We start from the raw sequence: 23,920 nt of genomic DNA, 5'->3' as shown, positions 1-23,920 counted from the left end.
ACCGGCACGGTGGTGGATGCCGGCGTGGCCGGCCTGGCGGCCGCGGGTTGCGCGGGCGGTATCGGTGTCGGTGTCAGTGCCGGTGGCGTTGCCGAGGCCGCAGGCAGCGGTGCGGCACTGGCCGCGCTGGACGAAGGCGTTTGCGTCGCGCTACCGGCCGAGCCCGCACCGGCTTTCGCGCCGGCCAGTTGGCCCCGTAGCGACGCGACTTCGCGCGTCAGCGTCTCGACGGTCGCTTCGAGGCGCGCGACGCGATCGGCGAGCAAGGGCGTGGGGGGCGGCGTCGCGGGCATCGCGAACGCGTCGGGCTTGTTCCCGGGCTTCTGTTGCCGCAGCGCGTGCCCGATGCAGAACCCGACGGCGGCCCCGAGCAGCGCGCCGTTCGCGGCTGAGAAATCCCCGATCAAGGCGGCGATGCCGCCCACGACGAAACCGATTACGGCGAATGCCCAGTTCAACGCCTTGCTCCCTCTCTCTATCGTTATCGTCCTTCGATCCGGAATGCACCGGATCGAGGCGGTTTCAGCACGCCCGGCAGGCGAACCGGCATGCGCGCGCCATCGGCGTACCATCGAGTGAAAGGCCCGCGGCAACGTCGCGATCAGCGTGTTTGCGGGCAATGTATCACAGCGGTCGTCGCGGATTTTGGGGGTTGGCGCGGTATCGCGGCGTGCGCCGTTCGGTGTCGCCGCGCGGCCTTTTGCACGGTCATGCTTTTTACGGGTGAATGCGGTGTTTTCTTTCGTCTGAGCAGAGCGGCGCCCGATCGGACGTGAAATTGTCGTAAAGCGACGCGCGCCTGAGGCGAATTGGCGCAAAAAGCCATGCGATGCGCGCCGCGCTGCTTCGCACAAGTCCGGCGTGCGATGCCCGCCGTTGCTGGCTGTGCGCGTATTGCATTGCCGCAAACGGGTGCCGCTGCCCGCCGCGGCCCGCCAGGCGGGGCGGGAGGCCGTGTCGTATTTGCGCAAGCGTTTGTCGTAATTCGTCGGCAGGTCGGGGTTTTTTCTGGCAACTATGTAGGCACGCTATGCGACGCGTGAGTCCCCGCTACACGAGGAGAAGGTTTCAATGGATGCCCCCAAGGTCGTGGTCGAAGGTCTGTGCAAGGTATTTGGAAGTAACCCGCAGCAGGCGCTCGACATGCTCGCCGCCGGTGCGACGAAAGACGATGTGCTCAAGCGTACCGGTCAGGTCGTCGGCGTGCACAACGTATCGTTCGACGTGCAGGAAGGCGAAATATTCGTGCTGATGGGCCTGTCCGGCTCCGGCAAATCCACCCTGATCCGCCTCGTGAACCGGCTGGTCGATCCAAGCGCCGGCAAGGTGTTGATCGACGGGCTCGACGTTGCGTCGGCACGCCGCTCGGAGCTGACCGCGCTGCGCCGCAAGGACATGAGCATGGTGTTCCAGTCGTTCGCGCTGATGCCGCATCGCACCGTGGTGTCGAATGCCGCGTTCGGCCTCGAGGTCGGGGGCGTCGGCAAGAAGGAGCGCGAACGCCGGGCAATGGAAGTGCTCGAGCAGGTCGGTCTCGCACCGTTCGCGCACAAGCTGCCGTCCGAGCTGTCGGGCGGCATGCAGCAGCGCGTCGGCCTGGCCCGCGCGCTCGCCGTGAACCCGTCGCTGATGATCATGGACGAGGCGTTCTCCGCGCTCGATCCGCTCAAGCGCCGCGAAATGCAGGACGTGCTGCTGCAACTGCAGAAGGAGCAGCGCCGCACGATCATGTTCGTGTCGCACGATCTGGAAGAGGCGCTGCGCATCGGCAACCGCATCGCGATCATGGAAGGCGGCCGGCTCGTGCAGGTCGGCACGCCGCAGGACATCATCGCGAACCCGGCCGACGACTACGTGCGCGCATTCTTCGACGGCATCGACACCAGCCGCTATCTCACTGCCGGCGACCTGATGCAGACGGGCGCGGTGCCGACCATGTCGAAGTTCGATGCCGCGAACGTCGCGGCGACGCTGAACGGCAGTGCCGAATACGCGTTCGTGCTGGACGCCGCACGCAAGATTCGCGGCTTCGTCACGCGCGATGCGCTGGGTCAGGCCGCGCCGTCCGTGCGGCCGATCGAAAGCATCCGGCGCGACGCGACGCTCGATCATGTCGTCGCGCGCGTGGTCGCCAGCCCGAATGCACTGCCCGTCGTCGACGACGACGGCTGCTACTGCGGTTCGGTCGACCGCGCACTCATCCTGAAAGCCATCACGCGTTCGCGAGGTTCCCATGTCTGAAATGATTCCGCTCGGTACCTGGGTCGACCGGTCCGTTCACTACCTGCTCGACCATGACGCGGCAACGTTCGATGCGATCGGCCGCGCGATCGAGGGCCTCGCTGCGTTCGTCGAGCACGGACTTCAGGCGATCCCGATGTGGCTGATGATGGCGATCTTCATCGGCGTCGGACTGTGGCGCGTGGGCTGGCGCTTCGCGCTGTTCACCACCTTGTCGCTGCTGCTCATCTTCGCGACGGGCTTCTGGGACCAGACGGTCATCACGCTCGGTCTCACGCTGTCGTCGACGATCATCAGTCTCGTGCTCGGCATTCCGCTCGGCATCTGGGCCGCGAAGAGCAAGCTGGTCGCCGCGATCGTGCGTCCGATCCTCGACCTGATGCAGACGATGCCCGCATTCGTCTACCTGATTCCGGCCGCAATGCTGTTCGGTCTGGGCCGCGTGCCGGGGATCCTGTCGACGGTGATCTTCGCGATGCCGCCGGCCGTGCGCCTGACGAGCCTCGGCATCCGTCACGTGAACCGCGAGATCGTCGAAGCCGGCCAGGCATTCGGCTGCACGCCGTGGCAGCTGCTGTACAAGGTGCAGTTCCCGAATGCGCTGCCGTCGATCATGCAGGGCGTGAACCAGACGATCATGATGGCGCTGTCGATGGTGATCATCGCATCGATGGTCGGCGCGGGCGGCCTCGGCAACGACGTGCTCGCGAGTATCCAGCGCCTCGACATCGGCCTCGGTTTCGAAAGCGGTCTGTCGGTCGTGCTGCTCGCGATCATTCTCGACCGCATCACCGAAAGCTTCGGCCGCGCGCCGGGCACCGTGAAAGCACCGCTGTTCTCGGGCCTGAAGCAGGTGTTCCGCGCGAAGGGCGCGCCCGCTCAAGCCTGAGCCACCGGCGGCCGGTTCGTCTTCCGGCCGCCTTCTCCGATCCGATACCGGTTTCCGCGGCGTGCGCCGCGGGACTGGCGTCCTGCAACCTGCTCAACCGTTCGCCAGGAGCCCGATGTGACGTCCGCCGCTGCCGCCGTGCCCGCCGCTCGCGTTTCACCGGTTTCGTCCCTCGCCCATTTCGGCTTCCTTACGCTGCCGAATTTTTCGATGATCGCGTTCTCGAGCGCGGTTGAAGTGCTTCGGATGGCGAACTACGTCGGGCGCGCCGACCATTACCAGTGGTCGATCTATTCGCTCGACGGCGCCCCCGTGCATGCCAGCAACGGCATCGCGGTGCGGCCGACCCAGGCGCTCGACTATACGAACCTGCCCGACGTGATGATCGTGTGCGGCGGGATTCGCATCCGCGATGTGGTCGATGACGGCGCGCGCGACACGCTCACGGCGCTCGCCGAACGCGGGCTGCCGCTGGGCGGCATCTGCACCGGCGCGTATGCATTGATGGCCGGCGGCCTGCTCGACGGCTATCGCTGCACCGTGCACTGGGAGAACCTGTCCGCGCTGCATGCGGAGTTTCCGCGGGTGGGGTTCGCCGACGAACTGTTCGTCGTCGATCGCGACCGGCTCACCTGCACCGGCGGCACCGCGCCGCTCGACCTGATGCTGAACCTCGTCGGGATGCGCTTCGGCCAGCAACTCGCCGCGCAGGTGTCCGAGCAGTTCATCCTCGAGCGCATCCGCAGCTCGACCGACACGCAGCCGATTCCGGTCGATGCGCGCGTCGGCTTCTCGCGCGCGGAGCTGATCGAGGTCGTGCGCCTGATGGAGGCGAACATCGAGGAGCCGCTGTCGCTCGAGGAACTCGCACGGCTCGTGCGGCTGTCGCAGCGGCACCTGCAGCGGATGTTCAAGGTGTACCTGAATGTATCGCCGACCCACTATTACCTGACGCTGCGGCTCAAACGTGCGCGCGACCTGCTGCGCACGACCGACGCGTCGATCGCGCGCGTGACGACGACGTGCGGATTCCATTCGCCGTGTCACTTCAGCAAGGCGTATCGCGCGCAGTTCGGTCACGCACCGAGCTACGAGCGGCGGTTGCCGGGGCGCTGACACGGCCCGCGCGAACCGTTCGGTCCGCGACGCCGCCGGGATCGCGGCGCGCGGCTTCAACCATCGATCCCGCAACCATGAAAAACGACGTCACCTTGAGGAGAAGACAGATGAAGCGCCTATTGATCGCAACGGTATGCGGGATCGGGATCGCCGCGCCGATGTCGGCCGTTTATGCGGCTGACCCGCCCGTGTGCAAGAACGTGCGCTTCGCGGACGTCGGCTGGTCCGACATCGCGGCCACCACCGGCCTCGCGTCGACGATGCTGCAGGGGCTCGGCTACGCGCCGACCAAGACGATCGCGTCGGTGCCGATCACGTTCGCCGGCATCAAGAGCAAGCAGATCGACGTGTTCCTCGGCTACTGGTCGCCGACGATGGACCCGATCATCCAGCCGTTCACGAAGGCCGGCACGATCAAGGTGCTCTCCACGCCCAACCTGACCGGTGCGAAATACACGCTCGCGGTGCCCGACTATGTGTACCAGGGCGGCCTGAAGTCGTTCGCCGACATCCAGAAGTACGCGGACAAGCTCAATGGCAAGATCTACGGGATCGAGCCGGGCAACGACGGCAATGCGCTCATCAAGAAGATGATCGACACCAATCAGTTCGGCCTCGGCAAGTTCAAGCTGGTCGAGTCGAGCGAGGCCGGGATGCTGATCGAGGTGAACCGCGCGGCTCGCGACAAACAGTGGATCGTGTTTCTCGGCTGGGAACCGCATCCGATGAACGTGCAGATGAAGATCGATTACCTGACCGGCGGCGACGACGTGTTCGGCCCGAACTACGGCGAAGCGAAGGTGCTGACGGCCACGCCGCCCGACTACGCGCAGCGCTGCCCGAACGTCGCGAAGTTCGTGTCGAACCTGCAGTTCACGACGGCGATCGAGAACCACGTGATGGTGCCGATCATGAACAAGGAAGACCCGAACAAGGCCGCCGCCGCGTGGCTGAAGGCGAACCCGCAATCGCTCGAGAAGTGGCTGGCCGGCGTGACGACGCTCGACGGCAAGCCGGGCCTGCCGGCAGTCAAGGCTTATCTCGGCGTGCATTGAGCGACGCCCCTGTTCTTTTTTGGGTTTCCGCGTAAGGCTTGACGATAGCCATATGCCCCTGAACGACAGATTTGTTATCTGGCTTCAGGGGCTTTTTGTATGATTGTCAGGCGTAGTGATCGACCGATTCAGCAGTTCGATAATAGAAATATAAGAAAAATTAGGTCTGCGAATTTCGAACTCGTATGATTGAAAACCTCTTCGCAATCGCGCATCTTCGTGTTGGTCAACCACACCAATATTGCGAAGGAGAGTCAGGATGTCGCTCAAGAAGAAGGTGCCGACGCATTTGCGTTCCGTTGTCAGCTCGCATGCCGAGCGCGGCAGACACGGGGACACTGCCAATAAAGAGCGGATTGCGGTGGGGCTTGGCGTCGCACGCGGCGAGTCGGGTGATTGCGCATGATCCGCTATTTCCTTGCACAAGGTGATCGAGGCGGCAGCGCGACGATTATGGAAGGGCTGCCGACCGTTACCTGTTCCAATCCGCTGCCGCTCGCGCATATCGCGACGCTCGATATGAAAACTTACTGCACCGCTTGCGGGCAGAAGGGTTTTATTGCCCCGAAAGGGCCGCGGTGGCCGGGAACCGGACCAAACGGCAAACCTTGGGCGTTGAGCGGTGACATCAATGTCTGTGGTTGCAATCCGCCGCCGGTGTTCTTTGCCGAGCGCGGCATGAGGATGTTGTTTACGGCCGAGGAAGCAGCGGCGTTGACTGGGCAGGTCCGCAATCAGACCGAGTCTGCATCCACGGCCAGCGATGAGCATGACGAGCAGTATGTCTTGTGCGATGAGCGGAGCGGGCGCCCGCTTGCACACGTTCGGTACCGCATATGCACAATGTCAGGTCAGGTTTTCAGTGGCGTCACTGATTTCGACGGAAACACTCGGCGAATAACGACGCGTGGGGCCGAGAAACTCAGGCTCGAGGTCGTGGAGGACAGTAGCGATGCCCTGTGACGAATACGTATGCGTCCACGATTCAGCCGTGACGAATACCGTGCGCAACTCCAAGCTCAAAGTTTTCCTTACGCTCAACGGGCCGCCAATCTGTCCGGGCATGACCGACGCGGAGTTCAGAATACTGATGATGCAGCTTCGCGACGAAGGGGGCGATCTGATAAAGGAGCGGCTCAAACGACTGGCCGAGTGGGCGCCTGAGGAACGTAGACGTGTCTGGACGTGGTTTGGCGCCAATGACCATGAGGTCCGTCATCGCCTCGTCACTGGACTGACGTCGACCCTTGCTGTCATGCGGGCGCTCGGTCCCGCGAATTTCCTGAGGGCTCGTCCCGATCTGGACAGATCACTTGGATGCTTGCCTACCAACAAGCATGTCGGCACTGTTGCGCACGTATGCGGCCCCGACACTGAAACGCATACAATAAGCATTCACGAGGAATTTTGTACGATCCGCGATCGAAGTCGGGCGGCTACCTCGAAGTTGTCAACCATTATCCACGAATGCACTCATTTCAAGGATACGTTCGGGGCGGGCGATCCAAAGTATGGAATCACGCGATTTCTTCCCGAGTGGGGGCAAAATAACCCTGAGATGGCAATTAAAAATGCGGACAGTATTTCGGCATACGTTATCTGGCTTGATTAGTGGTGTGATCTTGTTGTGTGTGGCTGAAAATTCGCATGCTTGCGATGGATCGGACAATTTGCCAGGGCAAAATTTTGATCTGATGTTTGACCGAGATTCTGCAACGGTGAGCGAAGAACAAGCGAGGAAGCTAAGAGGTTGGGTATCGAAAATGCTGTCGCAGTTTCCGGTTCGCGAAGGTGTGGCCGTGAGCGGGGTAGCCGAGCCTGTCGAAATCGATCCGGAAGAGCTGTCCGCGAGACGTGCCGAGTCCGCCCGCCGATTGTTGGTGCATTTCGGGATGAAACAGGAGCGCTACGCTGTTCATGCTTATGTTTATAAACGCTTGAGTATTCATGACCATGAAAATGCCAAACGCGCTGAAATAACATTGCTGCCTGGCTGTCCCGACAATTGTTGCACGAACAAATGATGCGAATCGCGGCGCAGGGGCGTGGTGTGTCCCGGCCGCGAAGCGTGGCTCGAGCGCGCGTCGTTCTCCGTTCGTTACCCGAAGCGCACGCAATACACCGGCGGCAAATGCGCGGATATCTGTCGCCAGTTCTCGCCGCCGTCACCGGACGTCCATAACCCGCCCGTCGTCGACGCCATCGCGAGGCGCGTGCCGGAATCGTCCACCGCGAGCCCGTGCCGATACACGAGGTCGTAGGCCGGAGCAGGCGGCAACCCGTTCGACAGGCTTTCGAAACTGCGGCCGCCGTCGCGCGTGCGCGTGACGACGAACCGGCCGTTCACCGGAATCCGGCACGCATCCTTCACAGCCGGGACGAACCACGCGGTGTCGGGATCCGCCGGATGCACGGCGACCGCGAAGCCGAAGCTCGACGGCTGCGCTTCGATGCGCTGCCAGTGCGCGGCGCCGTCGGTCGAGCGGAAGATCGCGCAATGATGCTGGGTCCACAGCACATCGGGATTGGCTGCGCACTGCACGACGCGATGCGGGTCCTGCACGTTGGGCTCGCCGCGCCGCTCGGGCGGCATGTAATCGGCTTCCATGCCGTCGGCGCTCACGCGCCAGGTCGCGCCGCCGTCGAAGGTCTGCCACACGCCGCCGCACGAGATGCCGATTGTCACGTGCCGGCTGTCGCGCGGATCGACCATCACCGAATGGATGCCCGGCGCGTCATAGCCGCCGCCGAACCATTCGGGGCGCTCCGGGCGGTCCCACAATGCGCGGTTGAGCTCCCACGAATCGCCGCCGTCGCCGGAGCGGAACAGCCCGCCCGGTATCGTGCCGGCCCACAGTACGCCCGGCTCGTCGGCGCCGCCGGCTTCGAGCGACCAGATCTGCTGAAGCGTCCACGGCGGTCGGGGCGGGGCGGGCGCTTCGTCGCCCGCGTCGGCGTCGCCGGCATGTGCGCCGACGTTGGCGCGCAGCGCGTCGGCGGGCTGCGGCGGATATACCGGAACCGCGCATTCCTCCCATTCGGCCGCGCCGGCGCGGCGGCGATGCAGCTTGACGCCGAAATGGCCGAGGTTGAGCGCCGCATACAGCGTGCCGTCGCGCGGATCGGCCAGCGCCATGCTGACCGGTTCGCCGATGAAGTGCGGCTCACCGAGCGACCAGCCGCCGTTGCCGTCGGCGTGCAGCACGAACAGGCCCTTGCGGGTCGCGACGAGCAGTCGATCGTTCATGTCGGATGTCTCCTGTGGGCGCGATCGGGCGCTTGCTTCGATGACGATGCGTCCCTTTACCCGCCGGACAACGCCTGCACGACATAGACGCGGCTCGCGTCGCCGAGCGCGTCGGACAGGTGTTGCCGGTCGCGCACCGGCTGGCCGTCGATGAACACCGACAGATGCTTTCTCAGCGCACCCTGGTCGTCGACGATGTAGCCGCGCAGCCGCGGCTGTTCGCCAAAGACGGTTTCAAGCGCCTCGCCGAGCGTCCGTGCGTCGATGTCGCGCTCGGGCGTGTCGATATGCCGCTGGATCGACGCCGCGAAGAATAGGTGGGCCATGGCAGGGGTTGGCAGGAGCCGCGCAGGGGGGACGGTCTGTAGTTTAGGCGATCGATCGGGCCGGCAGCGACATCGCCGTGCGGCCGGCGGCAATGTCGCCGTTGCTGCGCCGCGCAATGGCCGCTGCGCGCGCTTGCCCTGTTACGCGTACTTGTCGCCGACCGTGCTTCGGATCGGATGCGTGTCGTAGACGATGATCATGCGCTCGATGCGCGCGTCGTCGTCGAATTCGAATACGTCGACGCACTCGAACTGCACCGCGGAGCCGTCTTTCAGTCCCCAGTCGTAGGTGAAATAGCCGGTGGCCCGGCGTGCGCCCGTCGCGCTGACGCAGATGTCGATCGGCGTGATCCGGCTTTGTCCGGAGGCCGCCGCGACTTTTTCGAAGAAGGGTTGCGGCGCCATCCAGCCGAGAAACGGCGAGAATATCCGCGCGTCCGGCGTGAACAATGCACAGATCGCGGCGACGTCGCCGCGCTCGAGTGTCTTCAGGTAGGTATCGACCTGTCGCGTGTAAAGTGCGTCGGACGACGAAACCATGATATTTCTCCGCTGATAGTTGACGAGCTTTCCGCGACAGCCGTCGCGATCCGGTGCAACCACGATAGCGATGCCGCGATGACAGAACAAACGAAAAATCCGCAACCCGGGCATGCCGCCCGCGCATACCCGCTGGCGGATCTGACGCGCGCGCTGCCGCCGCTGACGGCGTTCCAGGCGTTTGTCGCCGCCGCCGAACTGGGCAGCTTCAACCGGGCCGCCGAGCATCTGTGCCGGACCCAGGGCGCGGTGAGCCGTCAGGTGCAGCAACTGGAAGCGCACTACCGATGTGCGTTGTTCGTCCGTCATCCGTCGGGATTGACGTTGACCACGGAAGGCGGCGCGTTGTTGGCGGTGGCCGTCGACGTCCTCGCGCAACTGGCGCGACACGCTCACGCCCATGCGCATGCCGCGTCGACCCTGACGTTGCGGCTGCCTTCCACGTTCGCGATTCGCTGGCTGCTGCCTCGGCTGTCGGCGCTCAATCACGCGTTGCCGCGGACCGAATTGCGCATTCACACGTCGGCGGACGACACACCGGATTTCACCGACGCGGATTTCGATGCCATCGTCGTGCGCGGCACCGGCGACTGGGCGGGCATGGTGGCGGTCCCGCTATTCGACGAATACCTGACGCCGATGTGTACGCGCGATGTCGGCGCGTCGTTGCAGTCGGTCGCCGATCTCGCGCATGTGACGCTGCTGCATCCCGCGCGCAATCGCGACGAATGGCGATGCTGGCTCGATGCCGTGGGCGCCACGCAGATCGACCCGCGCAGCGGGCTCGTATTCGATACGCTCGAACTGACACTGACGGCCGCGGCCCAGGCGCACGGCGTCGCGATCGGCGATCCGCGCATGGCGGCGGATCGGCTGGCGGCCGGAACGCTGGTCGCACCGTTTTCGGAGGTGGTGCGCAACGGTCTGGGCTACTACCTTGTCTACCCGGTGCAACGCGCCGAGCAACCCGCGATTCAGGCGCTCACGGAGGTTCTGACGCGTCTTGCGCGCGAGGATTGATCGTAATGGGCGTGCGCCGGGTGTCTTGCTAAACCGGAATCGACTGCCCGCGTATCCGGATCCCGAGCCGCACGATGCCGATTACCGCATTCGACAGCCACGTCAGCAAGCGCGGCATGCCGCGCCGGCGGATATCGAGCAGCAGCACGATCCGGACTTCGTCGCTGTCGTTCCACACTTCATGCACGAACGTGTCGTCCCACAGCAGGAAGCGGCCTTCGTCGAGCCGGTATTCGTGGCCGTCGACCTTCAGCACGGCGGCCGGCGTGTCGTCCGCGCGCTTCGGCATCGACAGCACCAGATAGCCGCGCAGGATGCCGCGGAATGGCCCGCGGTGCGGCGGGATGTGCTTGGCCGGCGCGAGGAACGACAGCGACGCGGACAGTACGTCCGGCGACGCCGCGAGGATCGATTCGACGGTCGGGCAGCGCGACAGGTTGCGCGGGAACGGCTGGCCGTAAGCCTGCATGATGAACATTCGCCAGTCGCGCGCATCGTTGGCCGAGATGTCGTGCTGCTCGCGCATGATCTCGTGAAAGCGCGGGATGCGCGGCAGGTCGCGCGCGACGTCGAGCGCTTCCGCGCGGATGGCCGGCCACGCACGGATGAAGCGCTCGGCATCGGGGAACGCGGCCGTGTCGAGCACCGCGCCACTATCGATATGGCGGTCGTACAGCGTGCGAAGCAGGCCGGCTGCATAGTCGTAAGCAACGGACATGATCGAGGACCGATCCACAAGGTGTCGACAGTCTGCCCCACGTCGCGGTGGGGCTGCATTACGTCAGGTTACGCCGGCTGACGAAAGAATGACAGTTCGGTGAACGTCCGGCGCAGGCGGTTCGGGATTCCGGGAATAAACGCACACCGGGCGTCGTCATACGGGATGTAGCACGTCGTCTCGTTGACTTCCGAAGGAGTGGAGCATGAACACGCATTGGCTGGTGGCCGCCACGGTGGCGGCGATTTCCGTCGCGGGTGTCGCGACGCCCGCGTCGGCCCAGGAACTGACGCGCGCGCAGGTCAGGCAGGAACTGATCGACGCCGAAAACAACGGGTTGCGCTTCGTGACCGACACGTCGTATCCGTCGGTGAGCCCGCTGTTCCAGCAGCAGGCCGAACAGATGCCGCAGCGTCAGGCCGAGCGCGCGGTCGGCAGCGATCCGGCGGCGGCTTCCGATGCGGGAAGGCCGGCGGCCCTGCCGTCCCGTCCTTACCCGGCCGCGTGCGTGGGGCCCGAGAGCTTCTGCACGCCGTATTTCGGCAGCTGACCTGAAGGCCCGCTGCGCCGGGTTCGACTTTCACCACGCTTGATCGGCACGAAACATTGAAGGAGTTCATGATGAAAACTTGTATCGCACTACTGATGATGATCGGCGCACTTTCCGGTCAGTCCGCATTCGCGCAATCGAATGCGCCGCTCACGCGCGCACAGGTTCGCGAAGAGCTGATGCGTCTGGAAGCGGCGGGTTACGACCCGTCGAAGGGCGACGACGGCGAATATCCCGCGGACATTCAGGCCGCGCAGGCGAAGCTCGCCGAACAGGATCACGCGAGGATGGCGGCCGCGGCCGCGGCCGCCGCGCATGCGCCGGCCTCCGTCATGCCGGCGCAGATCGACAACTAGGAGTCGACATGTACGTGTGTATCTCCAGGCCGTCGTGTTCGCGTGATGGCAATACGCATGCCGTTCGCGGCACGCGACCTGATCGACCCGCACGCACGGCCATGCCGTCGATTGCGCGCCGCTTCGCGCGGCGCCGCGATCATCTCGTTACCCGCTTCCGATGGGCGCGCGGGTCGATCGCGGAATGAGCCAGGACGTGAGTGATGAGATTACCAGGGCATCATCCGTTGCATGACCTGGTCGCGCAGCACGAAACGATGCGCGATCGCGGCTGCGACGTGAAGGCAAACACCACCGAACAGCACCCACGCGAGGATGCCGTGCACGTCGCCCATCGCGTGCCCGAATCCCGACCCGGCTGCCGACAGTGCCGGCAACGGCACGATGCCGAATAGCGTCACGGCCCACGCGCGCGATGACGCATTGATCCAGCCGAGCAACGGCACCGCGATCAGCAGCGCATAGAGCGCGACATGCGTTGCGCCTGACAACGCACGCATCGTGGGCGACAGTTCGTCGGCGGGCGGACGATGCGTCGCGCGCCAGAGCACGCGACAAGCCATCGCGGCGAGCAGCGCGGTGCCCACGATCAAGTGCGCGGCGATCAGCCCGACCGGGCGTGTGTCGCGATGCACGTCGGGCATCGTCCAGCCGATCGCGTACTGCGCGACGAGAAGCACGACGATGAGCCAGTGCAGAACGCGGGCGACTGCGTCATATCGGGCGGGCGTGGGCATGAAGGCTCCTGGCAAGCGGGGGGCGGTATCTTCCGGCGGATTCTACGGCCGAATCCTTAACGAAACTTTAAGCACGCGGCCGCACATCGAGTGTGTCCGGTCGATCGAGCGATGGCGCGCCCGTTTGCCGATCGCCGCGCTGGCCCGCATGTTGTACCCGACGCATTTTTCACCACGATGACGTTTTACACGTAGGGTGTCGCCGCGACTGCGATCCTGTCGGATCGTAAGGTTGCCGCCGCTGTATTTGCCGAATGGTAGTCGTGTCATCTGATTGCGCGTACCTTCTGTTGGTCATCCTTCACATCCGGCTCAATCGCGATCGATCCGGCTGCGTGCATGGATGAAACCGCGCGCGCGAGGCCAATACCGGCATTGCGGTCGCACGGAAAACCTCGGGAGAGAGGCATGGAGTTGTTGCAGGTGGTGCACGCGCTGGCCCGGGCGATGTCGCTCGTTTGCGTGTTGGGCGTGCTGCTGGGCATTGCCTACACGATCGCGGCCAGCGTGCTGGTCGGCCGGTTCTTTTCCCGCGCAGCGGCGGTGCCGCGCGATTTTCCAGGTGTCACCGTCGCGAAGCCGTTGCACGGCGACGAATGGCATCTTGGTCAGCATCTCGAAAGCTTCTTCGTTCAGGATTATCCGGGGCCGGTTCAGCACCTGTTCGGCGTGCACGACGCGGGCGACGCCGCGCTCGAAGCCGTCGAAGCGCTGCGTGTGCGCTATCCGGATGCCAACATCACGGTCGTCGCCGATGCGCGGCTGTACGGGCCCAACCGGAAAGTCGCCAATCTCGTGAACATGCTCGAACACGCGGAGCATTCGGTGCTCTGCCTTGCCGACAGCGACGTGGTGGTCGAGCGCGACTATTTGCGCGGCATCGTCGGCGCGCTACAGGAGCCGGACGTCGGCATCGTGACGAGCGTGTATCGCGGCGTCGCGTCGCCGGGTTTCTGGCCCGGTGTTGCCGTCGCGATGACGAACTACCATTTCCTGCCAGGTGTGATCACCGGGCTCTTCATCGGGCGCGCGCGTCCGTGTTTCGGCCAGACGATCGCGATCACGCGCGCGACGCTCGAACGCATCGGCGGCCTCACGCGTTTCGCGCATCACCTCGCCGAGGATCACGCGCTGGGCGAAGCGGTGCGGCAGATCGGGGCGCGAGTCGTGGTTCCGTCGTTCGTCGTCGGGCATGCGTGTGTCGACGACACGTTCGCAAACCTGTACGCGCACGAATTGCGCTGGAGTTGCACGATCCGCGCGGCGGACCGGATCGGTCACGCCGGTTCGGTGCTGATGCATCCGGTGCCGCTCGCACTGCTGGCGCTGCTGCTGTCCGGCGGCACGGCGGCCGCGTGCGGGCTGACAGTAGCCGCGCTGGCCGCGCGGGCGCTGCTGATGGTGAAAACGGCGCGCGCGATCGGCACGAGCCTGCGCGGCGCGCTCTGGTTGCCGTTCGTCGATCTGGTGCAGTTCCTGATCTTCGTGTCGAGCTTCTTCTCGTCGCATGTCATCTGGCGCGGCACGCGCTTTCGCGTCGACCGCGAGGGTTTGCTGTCGCCGGCGGGGAAACCATGACGCACGACACGCATTCCGACGATGAAGGCGCGGGGCGGCTGTCCACCTATCGCGACGCGCGGCTCCGGCATGCGGGACGCCTCGCTGCACTGGCCGGGCTGGCCATCGCCGTATGGCTGATCTGGCGCGAGCATCCATTGACGGTCCTGCACCGGCTGCAGGCCGCCGGCGCCGGGTTGCTGCTCGCCGCCATGGTTCACGTGCTGCCGATGCTCGCGAATGCATGGGATTGGCGGATGCTGATCCGCGGCCGGCGCCGGCCCTCCTTCGCGACGATGCTGAAGCTCGTCTGGATTCGCGAATCGATCAATGGGCTGTTGCCGGTCGCGCGGATCGGCGGCGAACTCGTGTCGTTCAGCTTGCTGCGGCAGGCGGGCGTGCGGCCGGCGACCATCGTGGCGAGCCTCGTCGCCGACATGCAGTTGACGCTGATCAGCCAGCTGGTGTTCGCGCTGGTCGCGATCGGCTACGTGCTCGACCAGGGCTCGTCCGATGCCGCGCGGGTGGCCGCGCAGCTCGCCATCGGGATGGCGGCGATGGTGCCGGTGCTGCTGCTGTTCGCACTGGTGCAGCATGCGCGGCCGTTCGAGCGGGCGATGCGCGCGCTCAACCGCATCACGAGCGGGAAGGTGGTGGCGCTGGTCGGCGAATCGGCGCGCACCGATCAGTCCATCCGGATGATCTGGCGCAGGACCGGCATCGTCGTGCGCTATCTCACGATCTGGCAGACGCTGCAGTTCGCGGGGCATGCGCTGGAAATCTGGGTCGCGCTGCACTTCCTCGGCGCCGATCCGACGTTCGCGCAAGCGCTCGCGATCGAGGCGCTGATTCAGCTCCTGAGCAGCATCGCGTTCATGATGCCGGGCGGGCTGGGCGTGCAGGAAGGCGGGTTCGTGCTGATCGGCGGGCTGCTCGGCTTCGACGCGCCGACCTGTCTGGCGCTGGCCGGCGCGCGGCGCGTCCGCGATCTGCTGTTCTATCTGCCGGGTTTGCTGGCGTGGCAGCACGCGGCCGGCGCGGCGCGCCCGCCGGGCGGGGCGAAGCGCGCATCGATGCGCGTAGGAGAATCCGCCAGGCCGCGCTGATGCGGCCCGACGGGGCCTGTCGCGCGGGCGTCGGCGGCGCTTGTGTGGCCGCTTGCCCGCTCGGCGGCGCGGCCGTCAACGCCGTTCGTCGGCGATATGGCTGCGGATCACGTCCGCGAACGACGTGTCGCCCTTCAACCCGAGCGCTTCCGCGCGCGTCGTGTCCCAGCGGCCCGGCCAGCTGCCGACGATCTTCTCGACGCGTTCGTCCGGCGCATGGCGGATCAGCTTCACGACGTCGTCGCCCGCGACTTCGCGCAGCGCCGCGATCATCTCGTCGACCGACACCGACAGGCCGGGCAGGTTGATCACCCGCTTGTTGCCGAGCTTCTCGCTGTCGATTTCACAACCGGCGACGAGCGCTTCGATCGCGCCGCGCGGCGACAGCAGCCACAGTCGCGTCGAACCCGGCACCGGGCACACGCTTTCCTCGCCGTTCAGCGGCTCGCGGATGATGCCGCTCGCGAACGACGACGCGGCGGCGTTCGGGCGGCCCGGCCGCACGCTGATGGTCGGCAGCCGCAGCACGCGGCCGTCGACGAAGCCGCGCCGCGCGTAGTCGCACAGCAGCAGCTCGGCGATCGCCTTCTCCGCACCGTATGACGATTGCGGATTCAGCGCGGTGTCGTCCTGCACGATGTCGGGCAGCACACCGCCGTAGACGGCCACCGAGCTCGTGAAAACGACGCGCGGACGATGGCCGCGCGCGCGGCACACCTCGAGCAGCGTGCGCGACGCGTCGAGGTTGATCCGCATGCCGAGATCGAAATCGGCTTCGGCCTGCCCGCTGACGATCGCCGCGAGGTGGAAGATCGCGCCCGTGCGCGTGTCGATCGCGCTTTCGAGCACCGCGCGATCGGCGATGTCGCCGATGATCGACGTCACGCGCGCGTCGCCGAAATCGCTGCCTTCGACGACGTCGAGCAGCACCAGCTCGTCGATCTTGCCGGTCCGGCCGTCGGGGCCGGTCAGCTCGCCGCGCTCGAGCAGCTTGCGCGCGAGACGCTGGCCGAGAAAGCCGGCGCCGCCGGTGATCAGTACTTTCATGTTCATTACCCTCTTAGGAATGCTTGAATCACAGGTACGGCTTGAGCCAGCCGAGGCCTTCGGACGTGCCGGCCTTCGGGCGATACTCGCAGCCGATCCAGCCGTCGTAGCCGAGCGCGTCGATCAGCGCGAACAGATACGGGTAGTTGAGCTCGCCGATATCCGGCTCGTGGCGCTCGGGCACGCCGGCGATCTGGATGTGGCCGATGCCCGCGAAATCGCGCTTGAGCTTCATCGCGAGGTCGCCCTCGACGATCTGGCAGTGATAGCAGTCGAACTGCACCTTCAGGTTCGGCGCGCCGACTTCCGCGCAGATCTCGTGCGCATCGTCCTGGCGGCTCAGGAAATAGCCGGGCATGTCGCGCTGGTTGATCGGCTCGATCAGGATCGTGATGCCGTGCGCGAAGGCGGCCTGCGCCGCATGCCGCAGGTTCGCCAGGTAGGTGTCGCGATGGCGCGCGCGGTCGGCGCCCGGCGCGACCATCCCGGCCATCACGTGCAGCTTCTTGTTGCCGAGCACGCGCGCGTAGTCGAGTGCCTGGTCGATGCCGCGCCGGAACTCGTCCTCGCGGCCCGGCAGCGACGCGATCCCGCGCTCGCCGGCGGCCCAGTTGCCAGGCGGCGCGTTGAACAGCGCCTGCTCGAGGTTGTGCGCGTCGAGCCGCGCGCGGATGTCCTCGGCGGCGAAGTCGTACGGGAACAGGTACTCGACGGCCTTGAAGCCGTCGTACGAGGCAGCGGCGAAGCGTTCGAGGAACGCGTGCTCGGTGTACATCATCGAGAGGTTGGCGGCGAAGCGGGGCATGGCAGCGGTTCCTGTGAATGAATGGGGCGGGGCGCACGGCGCCCCGCATCGAATGGCGGCAGGCTCAGCGGTTCACGAGTTTCGCGGGCGTGAGCCACACGGCGATCGCACCGATCACGAGCATCGACGCGAGCACGTACATGCCGGACGACGTGCTGTGCGTGAGGTCCTTCAGGTAGCCGATCACGTACGGGCTTGCGAACCCGGCGAGGTTGCCGACCGAGTTGATGATCGCGATCCCGGCGGCCGCGGCGGAGCCGGCGAGGAACGCCGTCGGCAGCGACCAGAACAGCGGGGCGCAGGTCAGCACGCCGCCCGCCGCGAGCGACAGGAACACGATCGACACCGCCGTATTGTGCGAGTACGACGCGGCGACCGCAAACCCGACGGCGCCCATCAGCGCCGGCACGATCAGGTGCCAGCGGCGTTCGCGGTGCTTGTCCGCGCTGTGGCCGAACAGGTTCATCACGACGATCGCGACGACGAACGGAATCGCCGACAGCAGGCCGATCTGCAACGTATCGGTGATGCCGGTCGACTTGACGAGCGTCGGCATCCAGAACGTGAGGCCGTACTGGCCGGTGACGAACGCGAAGTAGATCAGCGACATCCACCACATGCGCGGGTCGGAGAACACGGCCTTCAGCGAATGGCCGTGCTGCTGCTGTTCCTGCGGCTGCGCGGCGATTTCATCCTCGAGCAGCTGCTTCTCGCGCGCGTCGAGCCACTTTGCGCTGCGGATGCCGTTGTCGAGATACAGGATTGTCGCGATGCCGATGAGCAGGGCCGGCACGGCCTCGATCACGAACATCCACTGCCAGCCGTGAAAGCCGGAGCCGCCGTGAAAGCGTTCCATGATCCAGCCCGACAGCGGGTTGCCGAAGATGCCCGACACCGGAATCGCCGACATGAACACCGCGATGATCTTCGCGCGGCGATGCGACGGGAACCAGTACGTGAGGTACAGGATCACGCCCGGATAGAAGCCGGCTTCCGCGAGACCGAGGAGAAAGCGCAGCACGTAGAACTGCGTCGGCGTCTTCACGAACGCGAACACGGCCGACAGCAGGCCCCACGTGATCATGATCCGCGCGATCCAGATGCGCGCGCCGATGCGGTGCATCAGCAGGTTGCTCGGCAGTTCGAACAGGAAGTAGCCGAGGAAGAAGATGCCGGCGCCGAGGCCGAACACGGTTTCGCTGAACGCGAGGTCCTGCGACATCTGCAGCTTCGCGAAGCCGACGTTCACGCGGTCGAGATACGCGACCACGTAGCAGAGCATCAGGAACGGCACGATGCGCCAGAACACTTTCTTGTAGGTGCGGTCGAGCTCGGCCGATTGGGCGGGCGCGGTGGGCGAGCGGCTTGCGGCCGCGTCGAGAGCAGTCATCGTCGTCTCCATCGATATCGTGTGCCGGCGGCGCGTACGCCGCCGGATCGTGTGTGTGTGCTGAGGCAAGGGCCCGCGCACACGGCGGGCAGGGGAATCGGTACGTGGTTCGCGCGTGGTCCGTGCGCGATGCGTCGCGCTACCAGTGCGCGCCGAAGGCCTGGCGCAGTTCGTCGAGTGCGGCGTCGGACAGCGGCTCGGGCTTCGGATGCGTCATCAGCCACAGCCGCGCGGTTTCCTCGAGTTCCTCGAGCGCATACGACGCGTGCGACACCGACGGCCCCCACATCACCGGGCCGAGGCGCTCGAGCAGCACGCCGCGCACCTGGTCGGCGAGCGCCGCGACTTCGGCCGCGACGGCCGGGGCGCCGGGGCGGCGATAGCGGATCAGCGGAATGTGGCCGACCTTCATCACGTAGTACGGCGTGATCGGCGGCAGCACGTCGGTGTCGCACCACACGCCCGCGAGCGTCAGCGCGACGAGGTGCGTCGAATGCGTGTGGACGATGCCGTTGGCTTCCGTGTTGCGTGCGTAGATCCCGCGATGCAGCGTGAGCGTCTTCGACGGCTTGCCGCCCGATACCGGCTGGCCGTCGAGGCCGACCTTCGCGATGTCGTTCGGGTCGAGCCGGCCGAGGCACGCATCGGTCGGCGTGATCAGCCAGCCGTCGGCAAGCCGCGCGCTGATGTTGCCGGCGCTGCCGACCGCATGGCCGCGCGCATACAGGCTCGCGCCGACGACGCAGATCTCTTCGCGCAGTTTCGCTTCGTCGCGCATCATGCGGCTCCGTCGAGGGCGCGCAGCGCCTTGTCGAAAAAGTCCACCGTGCCGAAGTTGCCGGACTTCAGCGCGAGGCCGAGCGGCTGCGCGTCGATGGTGGCGGTGGCCGGCACGCCGGGGTCGATCTGCGCGCCGATCTGCAGCGACTTCACGTCGAGCGCCTGCACGACCGCACCGGACGTCTCGCCGCCGGCGACGACGAACTTGTGTACGCCGAGCTCGCGCAGGCCGCGGGCGATCGCCGCGAGCGTGCTTTCGACGAGATGGCCGGCCGCTTCGACGCCGAGCGCCTGCTGGACGGCCTTCACTTCGTCGGGCGTCGTGGTCGCATAAATCAGCACCGGTTGCGGCAGGTGCGAGCGCGCGAATGCGAGTGCGTCGTCGACGACGGGTTCGCCGCGCGATGCCGCGAGCGGATCGATCCGGAAGCTCGGACGGCTTTCGCGCCACGCGGCGACCTGGGCGTTGGTCGCCTTCGACGCGCTGCCGGCGAGCACGGCCGACAACCCGTCGATGCGCGGCAGCGAGGCCGCGTTGTCGCGCTCGGGCAGCAGCCCCGCGCGGCGGAAATTCTCCGGCAGGCCGAGCGCGACGCCCGAGCCGCCCGTGACGAGCGGCAGGTTCGCGCACGCTTCGCCGAGCACGTGGAGGTCGTGGTCCGACAGGGCGTCGGCGATCGCGAAGCGCGTGCCGTCCGCGCGCAGCGCGTCGATGCGCGCACGCACGGCGGCCGCGCCCTGCGCGATCGTGTCGTAGCGGATCAGGCCGACCTTCGACGTCGTCTGCCGCTGCAGCACGCGCACGAGGTTCGCGTCCTTCATCGGCGTGAGCGGATGGTGCTCCATGCCCGATTCGTTCAGCGGCACGTCGCCGACGAACAGGTGGCCGCGGAAGATCGTGCGGCCGTTCTCGGGGAAGGCCGGGCACGCGATCGCGAAGCCGCCGTCGGCCGCATCGAGCAGCGCGTCGGCGACGGGTCCGATGTTGCCCGCGTCGGTCGAGTCGAACGTTGAGCAGTACTTGAAGAAGAATTGTCGGCAGCCCTGCGCGCGCAGCCATTCGTAAGCAGCGAGCGATTGCGCGACGGCGTCGGCGGCGGGAATCGTGCGCGACTTCAGCGCGACGACGATCGCATCGGCGTCGACCATGGTGTCGAGCGCGGCGCCGTCGGCGGGCACGCCGATCGTCTGCACGGTACGCATGCCGCTCTTGACGAGCATGTTCGCGAGATCGGTCGCGCCGGTGAAATCGTCGGCGATGCAGCCGAGCAGGGGACGGGAAGCGGAAGCGGTCATGGCAGGAGCGTCGTTCGAATCAGCGGGCGGGCGGCAGCGTGATGCCGGGGAAAGTCTTGATCACGGCGGAATCGTCCTCGCCGCCGTGGCCGGCGCTCGACGCGCTCATGAACATCTGGTGCGCGGTGGCCGACAGCGGCAGCGGGAACTTGCTGCGGCGCGCGGTATCGAGCACGAGGCCGAGATCCTTCACGAAGATGTCGACGGCCGACAGCGGCGTGTAGTCGCCGTTCAGGATGTGCGGCACGCGGTTCTCGAACATCCACGAATTGCCGGCGCTGTGCGTGATCACGTCGTACAGCGCGTCGGCGTCGACGCCTTCGCGCAGGCCGAGCGCCATCGCCTCCGCGGCCGCCGCGATATGCACGCCGGCCAGCAGCTGGTTGATGATCTTCACCTTCGAGCCGATGCCGTGCGCGTCGCCGAGGCGATACACCTTGCCGGCCATCGCGGCGAGCACGTCGTCGCAGCCCGCATACGCGGCGGCCGGGCCCGACGTCATCATCGTCATTTCGCCCGAGGCCGCGCGCGCGGCGCCGCCGGACACCGGGGCGTCGAGCATCTGCAGGCCCGCGGCCTCGATGCGCGCGCCGAGCGCGACCGCGAAGTCGGGCGCGACGGTCGCGCTCGCGATCACGACGCCGCCCGGCTTCATCGCCGCGACCGCGCCGTGCTCGCCGAACAGCACCGTTTCAGTCTGCGCGGCATTGACGACGAGCGTGACGACGACGTCGCACTGCGCGCCGAGTTCGGCCGGGCTCGCGCAGGCCACGCCGCCTTCGGCCGCGAACGCCTGCAGCACGGTGTCGCGCACGTCGCATGCGTGCACGCGGAACCCCGCGCGCAGCAGCGAGCGGGCGACGCCCAGGCCCATTGCGCCGAGGCCGATGACTCCAACATTTCGTGACATGGTCAACCTTGATCGATTCGGGAAGAGGTTCGGGACGGTGGCGGCGCCCGGTCGGGCACCGCTGCCGGCTTCAGCAGATGCCGGCTTCCGCGAGACGGCGGGCGGCGTTGTACATGTGCGTGCGCGCCGCATTGCGCGCCGCCATCGGGTCGCGCGCGCGGATCGCGTCGGCGATCGCCGCGTGTTCCTCGCGCACCTGCCGCGAGAAATCCTCGCGCGTCGCTTCGTTGCGCCGCGTGACCTTCACGCCGGCCTCGAGGTACTGGTTCAGGAACTGCAGCGTCTTCAGGAAATACGGGTTGCCGGTGACGGCCGCGATCGTGCGGTGGAACGCGACGTCTTCCGCGACGCCGTCGCGCCCTTCGGCCGCCGCATCGTCGATCTTGCGCAGCGCGTCGTCGATGTCGGCCATGTCCTCGGCGGTGTGGTGCAGTGCGGCTTCGGCCGCGACTTCAGCCTCGATCGCGCGGCGCACCGCGAGCAGGTGCGGCAGCGAGCTGGCCTCGACGGCTTCCGCGTAGTCGATCCGCAGCGGCCGGATCGCGCCGTGCTGGTTCACATACACGCCGCTGCCCTGGCGCGGCTCGACCACGCCTTCGTTCTTCAGCCGCGAAATCGCCTCGCGGATCACGGTGCGGCTCACGCCGAATTCCTGCGCGAGCACGGCTTCCGTCGGCAACTTGCCGGTGGCCGAGAAACTGCCGGCTTCGATCTGCTTGAGCAGTTGCTGTGCGACGTGGTCGCTCATCGCACGGGCGGGAATTTTCTCGAACATGGCGCTCTGGTTTGTAGGGTGATGTGGTCATCATACAAATTTGGAACGGCGGCAGCATCCGGAATAACCCTCAATCAACGCGGCAGAACGTCGGCCAAATTGCCTGGAACCGGTTCCAAACTGGCGGGAACGTGCGGCGATCGTGTGCGCGGGTCGACGCGCGGTCGGAGGAGGAAAGGGTGCGCGCCGGGGACGGCGCGCGATCGTCAGTCGGCGATGTCTTCGACGGGATCGGGATCGGCCGCGGCCGGCTCGGCGACTTCCGCGACCTCTCCGCCGCGCTCGCGATAGGTTGCCGGCGGCACGCCGAACTGCTTGCGGAACTCGCGGCCGAGGTGCGACGCGTCGGCGAACCCGCAGCTCGACGCGATATCGGCGACGGTGCGGTCGGAGCTGGTCAGCAGCCACGCGGCGGTGCGCAGCCGCACCTGCTTCGCGAACGCCTGCGGGCTCCTGCCCGTCTCGGCCTTGAACAGCCGCTCGAGCTGGCGCGTCGACATGTCGAGCTTGCACGCGAGTTCCTCGAGCGGCAGCGAGCGCCCGACATGCTGTTCCATCAGAAGAATCGCGCGCTTGACCTTCGGGTGCGTGGCCGGTTCGAGGCCCGGCGGATGCGGCTGCGGCGCGTTGCCTTTCTGCATCTCGCCGACGAGCAGGATGCGCAGCGCCTTCTGCACGGTCGCATGGTCGAAATGGCGCAGCAGGATCGCGGCGGCGACGTCGATCGACGCGCGGCCGCCCGAGCAGGTGATGCGGCGCTGGTCGATCACGAACAGGCGGTCGGCGATCAGCAGGTCGGGATCGGCGCTCGGGAAGCGCTCGATGAAATCCCAGTAGTGGAACCAGCTCACGCAGGTGCGATAGCCGTCGAGCACCTTCGCGCGCATCAGCGTAAACACGCCCGTGCAGATGCCGACGACGGTCGCGCCGGCCGCCGCCGAGCGGCGGACGAACTCGAGCGTTTCGGGGCCGGCTTGCGGCCCCGAGTGCAGCAGCCCGCCGACCACGACCACGTAGTCGAACGGTTCGGCCCCATCGAAGGTTTCCCACGGCGTGATCTGGATCCCGCAACTCGCGCGCACCGGCGCCAGCGTTTCGCCGATCACGCTCCACGCGCAGCGCACGGGCTTGCTGTAGTCGCCGTCGTCGGCCGACAGCCGCAGCATGTCGACGAAACCCGAGAAGGCCGTGAGCGTGAAGTTCGGCAGCAGCACGATGCCGAAGCGGATGCGCTGCGGTGCCGGTTCGGCGAGGGGGGAAGCGGGTACGTCGGGTGTCATCGCGGTCAATCTCGTCACGCCGGAAAGGCAGGTCTCACTCGTTTCACTCGGTTTGCGGGGTACGTCTGCCGGGCGGTGCAGGCGCGGGCCGACTTGTGCTTTTGCGTCGCGAACCATCGCCAAAACGCACTTTCCGGCCGTCCTGCGCGGGGCTTGGCGGCGCTATCCCACGCCGA

25 protein-coding genes and 2 pseudogenes are annotated in these 23,920 nt (G+C 66.4%); 13 read left to right on the top strand and 14 right to left on the bottom strand.

The annotated features are described in order from the left end of the window. Nucleotides 1–971 (bottom strand): annotated as a pseudogene (locus F3J14_RS35585) (hypothetical protein); the annotation flags it as partial. Here F3J14_RS35585 and F3J14_RS08385 point away from each other — a divergent pair. The 8 genes and pseudogenes from F3J14_RS08385 to F3J14_RS08350 form a co-directional block, all read left to right on the top strand. Further along, a pseudogene (locus F3J14_RS08385) lies at nucleotides 950–2,241 on the top strand (glycine betaine/L-proline ABC transporter ATP-binding protein); the annotation flags it as partial. The pseudogenes F3J14_RS35585 and F3J14_RS08385 sit on opposite strands and share 22 nt — an antisense overlap. After that, nucleotides 2,234–3,130 (top strand): choline ABC transporter permease subunit, encoded by an 897-nt coding sequence (gene choW, locus F3J14_RS08380; protein WP_006749909.1) that lies wholly within the window; start codon nucleotides 2,234–2,236, stop codon nucleotides 3,128–3,130. The pseudogene F3J14_RS08385 and the gene choW, both read left to right, overlap by 8 nt. Before the next feature lie 117 nt (nucleotides 3,131–3,247). Next, nucleotides 3,248–4,246: a GlxA family transcriptional regulator gene (locus F3J14_RS08375; RefSeq protein WP_166722584.1), complete on the top strand. Its 999-nt coding sequence runs from the start codon at nucleotides 3,248–3,250 to the stop codon at nucleotides 4,244–4,246. Between the two features lie 110 nt (nucleotides 4,247–4,356). Continuing rightward, the gene (locus F3J14_RS08370) at nucleotides 4,357–5,304 is read left to right on the top strand and encodes a choline ABC transporter substrate-binding protein (protein ID WP_166722583.1); all 948 of its coding nucleotides are present in this window, start codon (nucleotides 4,357–4,359) and stop codon (nucleotides 5,302–5,304) included. Between the two features lie 259 nt (nucleotides 5,305–5,563). Further along, a complete protein-coding gene (locus tag F3J14_RS08365) occupies nucleotides 5,564–5,710 on the top strand; it encodes a hypothetical protein (protein WP_166722582.1) in 147 nt (48 codons plus the stop codon). Next, nucleotides 5,707–6,267 carry a hypothetical protein gene (locus F3J14_RS08360; protein WP_166722581.1) on the top strand — a complete coding sequence of 187 codons (561 nt, stop codon included), beginning with the start codon at nucleotides 5,707–5,709 and terminating at the stop codon, nucleotides 6,265–6,267. Before F3J14_RS08365 ends, F3J14_RS08360 begins: the two co-directional genes overlap by 4 nt. A gap of 28 nt (nucleotides 6,268–6,295) precedes the next feature. Beyond that, nucleotides 6,296–6,916 carry a M35 family metallo-endopeptidase gene (locus tag F3J14_RS08355; protein ID WP_348771969.1) on the top strand — a complete coding sequence of 207 codons (621 nt, stop codon included), beginning with the start codon at nucleotides 6,296–6,298 and terminating at the stop codon, nucleotides 6,914–6,916. Next, the gene (locus F3J14_RS08350; protein WP_166722579.1) at nucleotides 6,909–7,328 is read left to right on the top strand and encodes an OmpA family protein; all 420 of its coding nucleotides are present in this window, start codon (nucleotides 6,909–6,911) and stop codon (nucleotides 7,326–7,328) included. Before F3J14_RS08355 ends, F3J14_RS08350 begins: the two co-directional genes overlap by 8 nt. 74 nt (nucleotides 7,329–7,402) lie before the next feature. On the opposite strand, the gene F3J14_RS08345 is transcribed toward F3J14_RS08350, so the two are convergent. The 3 genes from F3J14_RS08345 to F3J14_RS08335 form a co-directional block, all read right to left on the bottom strand. Next, complete coding sequence (locus tag F3J14_RS08345; RefSeq protein WP_166722578.1) at nucleotides 7,403–8,551, bottom strand: exo-alpha-sialidase; 1,149 nt, start codon at nucleotides 8,549–8,551, stop codon at nucleotides 7,403–7,405. A gap of 56 nt (nucleotides 8,552–8,607) precedes the next feature. Further along, entirely contained in the window at nucleotides 8,608–8,877 is a 270-nt protein-coding gene (locus tag F3J14_RS08340; RefSeq protein WP_006749905.1) for a MoaD/ThiS family protein, read from the bottom strand. Nucleotides 8,878–9,018: 141 nt separating this feature from the next. Further along, nucleotides 9,019–9,417: a nuclear transport factor 2 family protein gene (locus F3J14_RS08335; protein WP_011659528.1), complete on the bottom strand. Its 399-nt coding sequence runs from the start codon at nucleotides 9,415–9,417 to the stop codon at nucleotides 9,019–9,021. Between the two features lie 78 nt (nucleotides 9,418–9,495). On the opposite strand from F3J14_RS08335, the gene F3J14_RS08330 reads away from it, so the two are divergent. Further along, a complete protein-coding gene (locus F3J14_RS08330) occupies nucleotides 9,496–10,437 on the top strand; it encodes a LysR substrate-binding domain-containing protein (protein WP_166722577.1) in 942 nt (313 codons plus the stop codon). A 28-nt stretch (nucleotides 10,438–10,465) separates the two neighbouring features. Here F3J14_RS08330 and F3J14_RS08325 read toward each other — a convergent pair whose 3' ends face one another. Further along, nucleotides 10,466–11,155, bottom strand: a complete 690-nt coding sequence (locus F3J14_RS08325) for an aspartyl/asparaginyl beta-hydroxylase domain-containing protein (protein WP_166722576.1) — start codon at nucleotides 11,153–11,155, stop codon at nucleotides 10,466–10,468. 205 nt (nucleotides 11,156–11,360) lie between these two features. Between F3J14_RS08325 and F3J14_RS08320 the strand changes: the two genes are divergently transcribed. Both F3J14_RS08320 and F3J14_RS08315 read left to right on the top strand, forming a co-directional pair. Further along, nucleotides 11,361–11,705, top strand: coding sequence for a DUF4148 domain-containing protein (locus tag F3J14_RS08320; protein WP_166722575.1), 345 nt, complete (start codon nucleotides 11,361–11,363; stop codon nucleotides 11,703–11,705). 71 nt (nucleotides 11,706–11,776) lie between these two features. Further along, the gene (locus tag F3J14_RS08315) at nucleotides 11,777–12,061 is read left to right on the top strand and encodes a DUF4148 domain-containing protein (protein WP_166722574.1); all 285 of its coding nucleotides are present in this window, start codon (nucleotides 11,777–11,779) and stop codon (nucleotides 12,059–12,061) included. Between the two features lie 209 nt (nucleotides 12,062–12,270). Here the strand turns inward: F3J14_RS08315 and F3J14_RS08310 are convergent, their stop codons facing one another. Continuing rightward, nucleotides 12,271–12,798, bottom strand: a complete 528-nt coding sequence (locus F3J14_RS08310) for a cytochrome b (RefSeq protein WP_166722573.1) — start codon at nucleotides 12,796–12,798, stop codon at nucleotides 12,271–12,273. A gap of 408 nt (nucleotides 12,799–13,206) precedes the next feature. On the opposite strand from F3J14_RS08310, the gene hpnI reads away from it, so the two are divergent. Beyond that, nucleotides 13,207–14,376 carry a bacteriohopanetetrol glucosamine biosynthesis glycosyltransferase HpnI gene (gene hpnI / locus F3J14_RS08305; protein ID WP_166722572.1) on the top strand — a complete coding sequence of 390 codons (1,170 nt, stop codon included), beginning with the start codon at nucleotides 13,207–13,209 and terminating at the stop codon, nucleotides 14,374–14,376. Further along, the gene (locus F3J14_RS08300; protein ID WP_166722571.1) at nucleotides 14,373–15,461 is read left to right on the top strand and encodes a lysylphosphatidylglycerol synthase domain-containing protein; all 1,089 of its coding nucleotides are present in this window, start codon (nucleotides 14,373–14,375) and stop codon (nucleotides 15,459–15,461) included. The genes hpnI and F3J14_RS08300 overlap by 4 nt, the downstream gene beginning before the upstream one ends. Nucleotides 15,462–15,536: 75 nt before the next feature. Here F3J14_RS08300 and denD read toward each other — a convergent pair whose 3' ends face one another. From denD to F3J14_RS08260, 8 genes are all read right to left on the bottom strand, one after another. Continuing rightward, nucleotides 15,537–16,508: a D-erythronate dehydrogenase gene (gene denD, locus F3J14_RS08295; protein WP_166722570.1), complete on the bottom strand. Its 972-nt coding sequence runs from the start codon at nucleotides 16,506–16,508 to the stop codon at nucleotides 15,537–15,539. A 28-nt stretch (nucleotides 16,509–16,536) separates the two neighbouring features. Beyond that, nucleotides 16,537–17,313, bottom strand: coding sequence for a 2-oxo-tetronate isomerase (otnI, locus tag F3J14_RS08290; protein WP_166722569.1), 777 nt, complete (start codon nucleotides 17,311–17,313; stop codon nucleotides 16,537–16,539). 64 nt (nucleotides 17,314–17,377) lie between these two features. Then, the gene (locus F3J14_RS08285; protein WP_166722568.1) at nucleotides 17,378–18,703 is read right to left on the bottom strand and encodes an MFS transporter; all 1,326 of its coding nucleotides are present in this window, start codon (nucleotides 18,701–18,703) and stop codon (nucleotides 17,378–17,380) included. Between the two features lie 139 nt (nucleotides 18,704–18,842). After that, the gene (locus F3J14_RS08280; RefSeq protein ID WP_166722585.1) at nucleotides 18,843–19,481 is read right to left on the bottom strand and encodes an aldolase; all 639 of its coding nucleotides are present in this window, start codon (nucleotides 19,479–19,481) and stop codon (nucleotides 18,843–18,845) included. Next, entirely contained in the window at nucleotides 19,481–20,779 is a 1,299-nt protein-coding gene (gene otnK / locus F3J14_RS08275) for a 3-oxo-tetronate kinase (RefSeq protein WP_166722567.1), read from the bottom strand. The genes F3J14_RS08280 and otnK overlap by 1 nt, the downstream gene beginning before the upstream one ends. Before the next feature lie 19 nt (nucleotides 20,780–20,798). Then, nucleotides 20,799–21,689, bottom strand: a complete 891-nt coding sequence (gene ltnD / locus F3J14_RS08270; RefSeq protein ID WP_105831861.1) for an L-threonate dehydrogenase — start codon at nucleotides 21,687–21,689, stop codon at nucleotides 20,799–20,801. Between the two features lie 70 nt (nucleotides 21,690–21,759). Continuing rightward, nucleotides 21,760–22,464, bottom strand: coding sequence for a FadR/GntR family transcriptional regulator (locus tag F3J14_RS08265; RefSeq protein WP_166722566.1), 705 nt, complete (start codon nucleotides 22,462–22,464; stop codon nucleotides 21,760–21,762). Nucleotides 22,465–22,670: 206 nt separating this feature from the next. Beyond that, the gene (locus tag F3J14_RS08260) at nucleotides 22,671–23,744 is read right to left on the bottom strand and encodes a GlxA family transcriptional regulator (RefSeq protein ID WP_166722565.1); all 1,074 of its coding nucleotides are present in this window, start codon (nucleotides 23,742–23,744) and stop codon (nucleotides 22,671–22,673) included. Between the last annotated feature and the right edge of the window lie 176 nt (nucleotides 23,745–23,920).

The sequence above is a fragment of the Burkholderia sp. Tr-862 genome, assembly GCF_011753085.1.
GTDB lineage: Bacteria > Pseudomonadota > Gammaproteobacteria > Burkholderiales > Burkholderiaceae > Burkholderia > Burkholderia ambifaria.
The sequence above is the reverse complement of the archived record's forward strand: the minus strand, read 5'-3'. Positions and strand labels throughout refer to the sequence as shown.

Excerpts from the sequence above, each read along its gene's own strand:
- denD (WP_166722570.1), bottom strand. The coding sequence starts at position 16,508 with ATGAAAGTACTGATCACCGGCGGCGCCGGCTTTCTCGGCCAGCGTCTC.
- F3J14_RS08285 (WP_166722568.1), bottom strand. The coding sequence starts at position 18,703 with ATGACTGCTCTCGACGCGGCCGCAAGCCGCTCGCCCACCGCGCCCGCC.
- F3J14_RS08310 (WP_166722573.1), bottom strand. The coding sequence starts at position 12,798 with ATGCCCACGCCCGCCCGATATGACGCAGTCGCCCGCGTTCTGCACTGG.
- F3J14_RS08300 (WP_166722571.1), top strand. The coding sequence starts at position 14,373 with ATGACGCACGACACGCATTCCGACGATGAAGGCGCGGGGCGGCTGTCC.
- F3J14_RS08340 (WP_006749905.1), bottom strand. The coding sequence starts at position 8,877 with ATGGCCCACCTATTCTTCGCGGCGTCGATCCAGCGGCATATCGACACG.
- choW (WP_006749909.1), top strand. The coding sequence starts at position 2,234 with ATGTCTGAAATGATTCCGCTCGGTACCTGGGTCGACCGGTCCGTTCAC.
- F3J14_RS08335 (WP_011659528.1), bottom strand. The coding sequence starts at position 9,417 with ATGGTTTCGTCGTCCGACGCACTTTACACGCGACAGGTCGATACCTAC.
- hpnI (WP_166722572.1), top strand. The coding sequence starts at position 13,207 with ATGGAGTTGTTGCAGGTGGTGCACGCGCTGGCCCGGGCGATGTCGCTC.
- F3J14_RS08260 (WP_166722565.1), bottom strand. The coding sequence starts at position 23,744 with ATGACACCCGACGTACCCGCTTCCCCCCTCGCCGAACCGGCACCGCAG.
- F3J14_RS08370 (WP_166722583.1), top strand. The coding sequence starts at position 4,357 with ATGAAGCGCCTATTGATCGCAACGGTATGCGGGATCGGGATCGCCGCG.
- F3J14_RS08265 (WP_166722566.1), bottom strand. The coding sequence starts at position 22,464 with ATGTTCGAGAAAATTCCCGCCCGTGCGATGAGCGACCACGTCGCACAG.
- F3J14_RS08320 (WP_166722575.1), top strand. The coding sequence starts at position 11,361 with ATGAACACGCATTGGCTGGTGGCCGCCACGGTGGCGGCGATTTCCGTC.
- ltnD (WP_105831861.1), bottom strand. The coding sequence starts at position 21,689 with ATGTCACGAAATGTTGGAGTCATCGGCCTCGGCGCAATGGGCCTGGGC.
- F3J14_RS08315 (WP_166722574.1), top strand. The coding sequence starts at position 11,777 with ATGAAAACTTGTATCGCACTACTGATGATGATCGGCGCACTTTCCGGT.
- F3J14_RS08365 (WP_166722582.1), top strand. The coding sequence starts at position 5,564 with ATGTCGCTCAAGAAGAAGGTGCCGACGCATTTGCGTTCCGTTGTCAGC.
- F3J14_RS08280 (WP_166722585.1), bottom strand. The coding sequence starts at position 19,481 with ATGCGCGACGAAGCGAAACTGCGCGAAGAGATCTGCGTCGTCGGCGCG.
- F3J14_RS08345 (WP_166722578.1), bottom strand. The coding sequence starts at position 8,551 with ATGAACGATCGACTGCTCGTCGCGACCCGCAAGGGCCTGTTCGTGCTG.
- otnI (WP_166722569.1), bottom strand. The coding sequence starts at position 17,313 with ATGCCCCGCTTCGCCGCCAACCTCTCGATGATGTACACCGAGCACGCG.
- F3J14_RS08360 (WP_166722581.1), top strand. The coding sequence starts at position 5,707 with ATGATCCGCTATTTCCTTGCACAAGGTGATCGAGGCGGCAGCGCGACG.
- F3J14_RS08330 (WP_166722577.1), top strand. The coding sequence starts at position 9,496 with ATGACAGAACAAACGAAAAATCCGCAACCCGGGCATGCCGCCCGCGCA.
- F3J14_RS08325 (WP_166722576.1), bottom strand. The coding sequence starts at position 11,155 with ATGTCCGTTGCTTACGACTATGCAGCCGGCCTGCTTCGCACGCTGTAC.
- otnK (WP_166722567.1), bottom strand. The coding sequence starts at position 20,779 with ATGACCGCTTCCGCTTCCCGTCCCCTGCTCGGCTGCATCGCCGACGAT.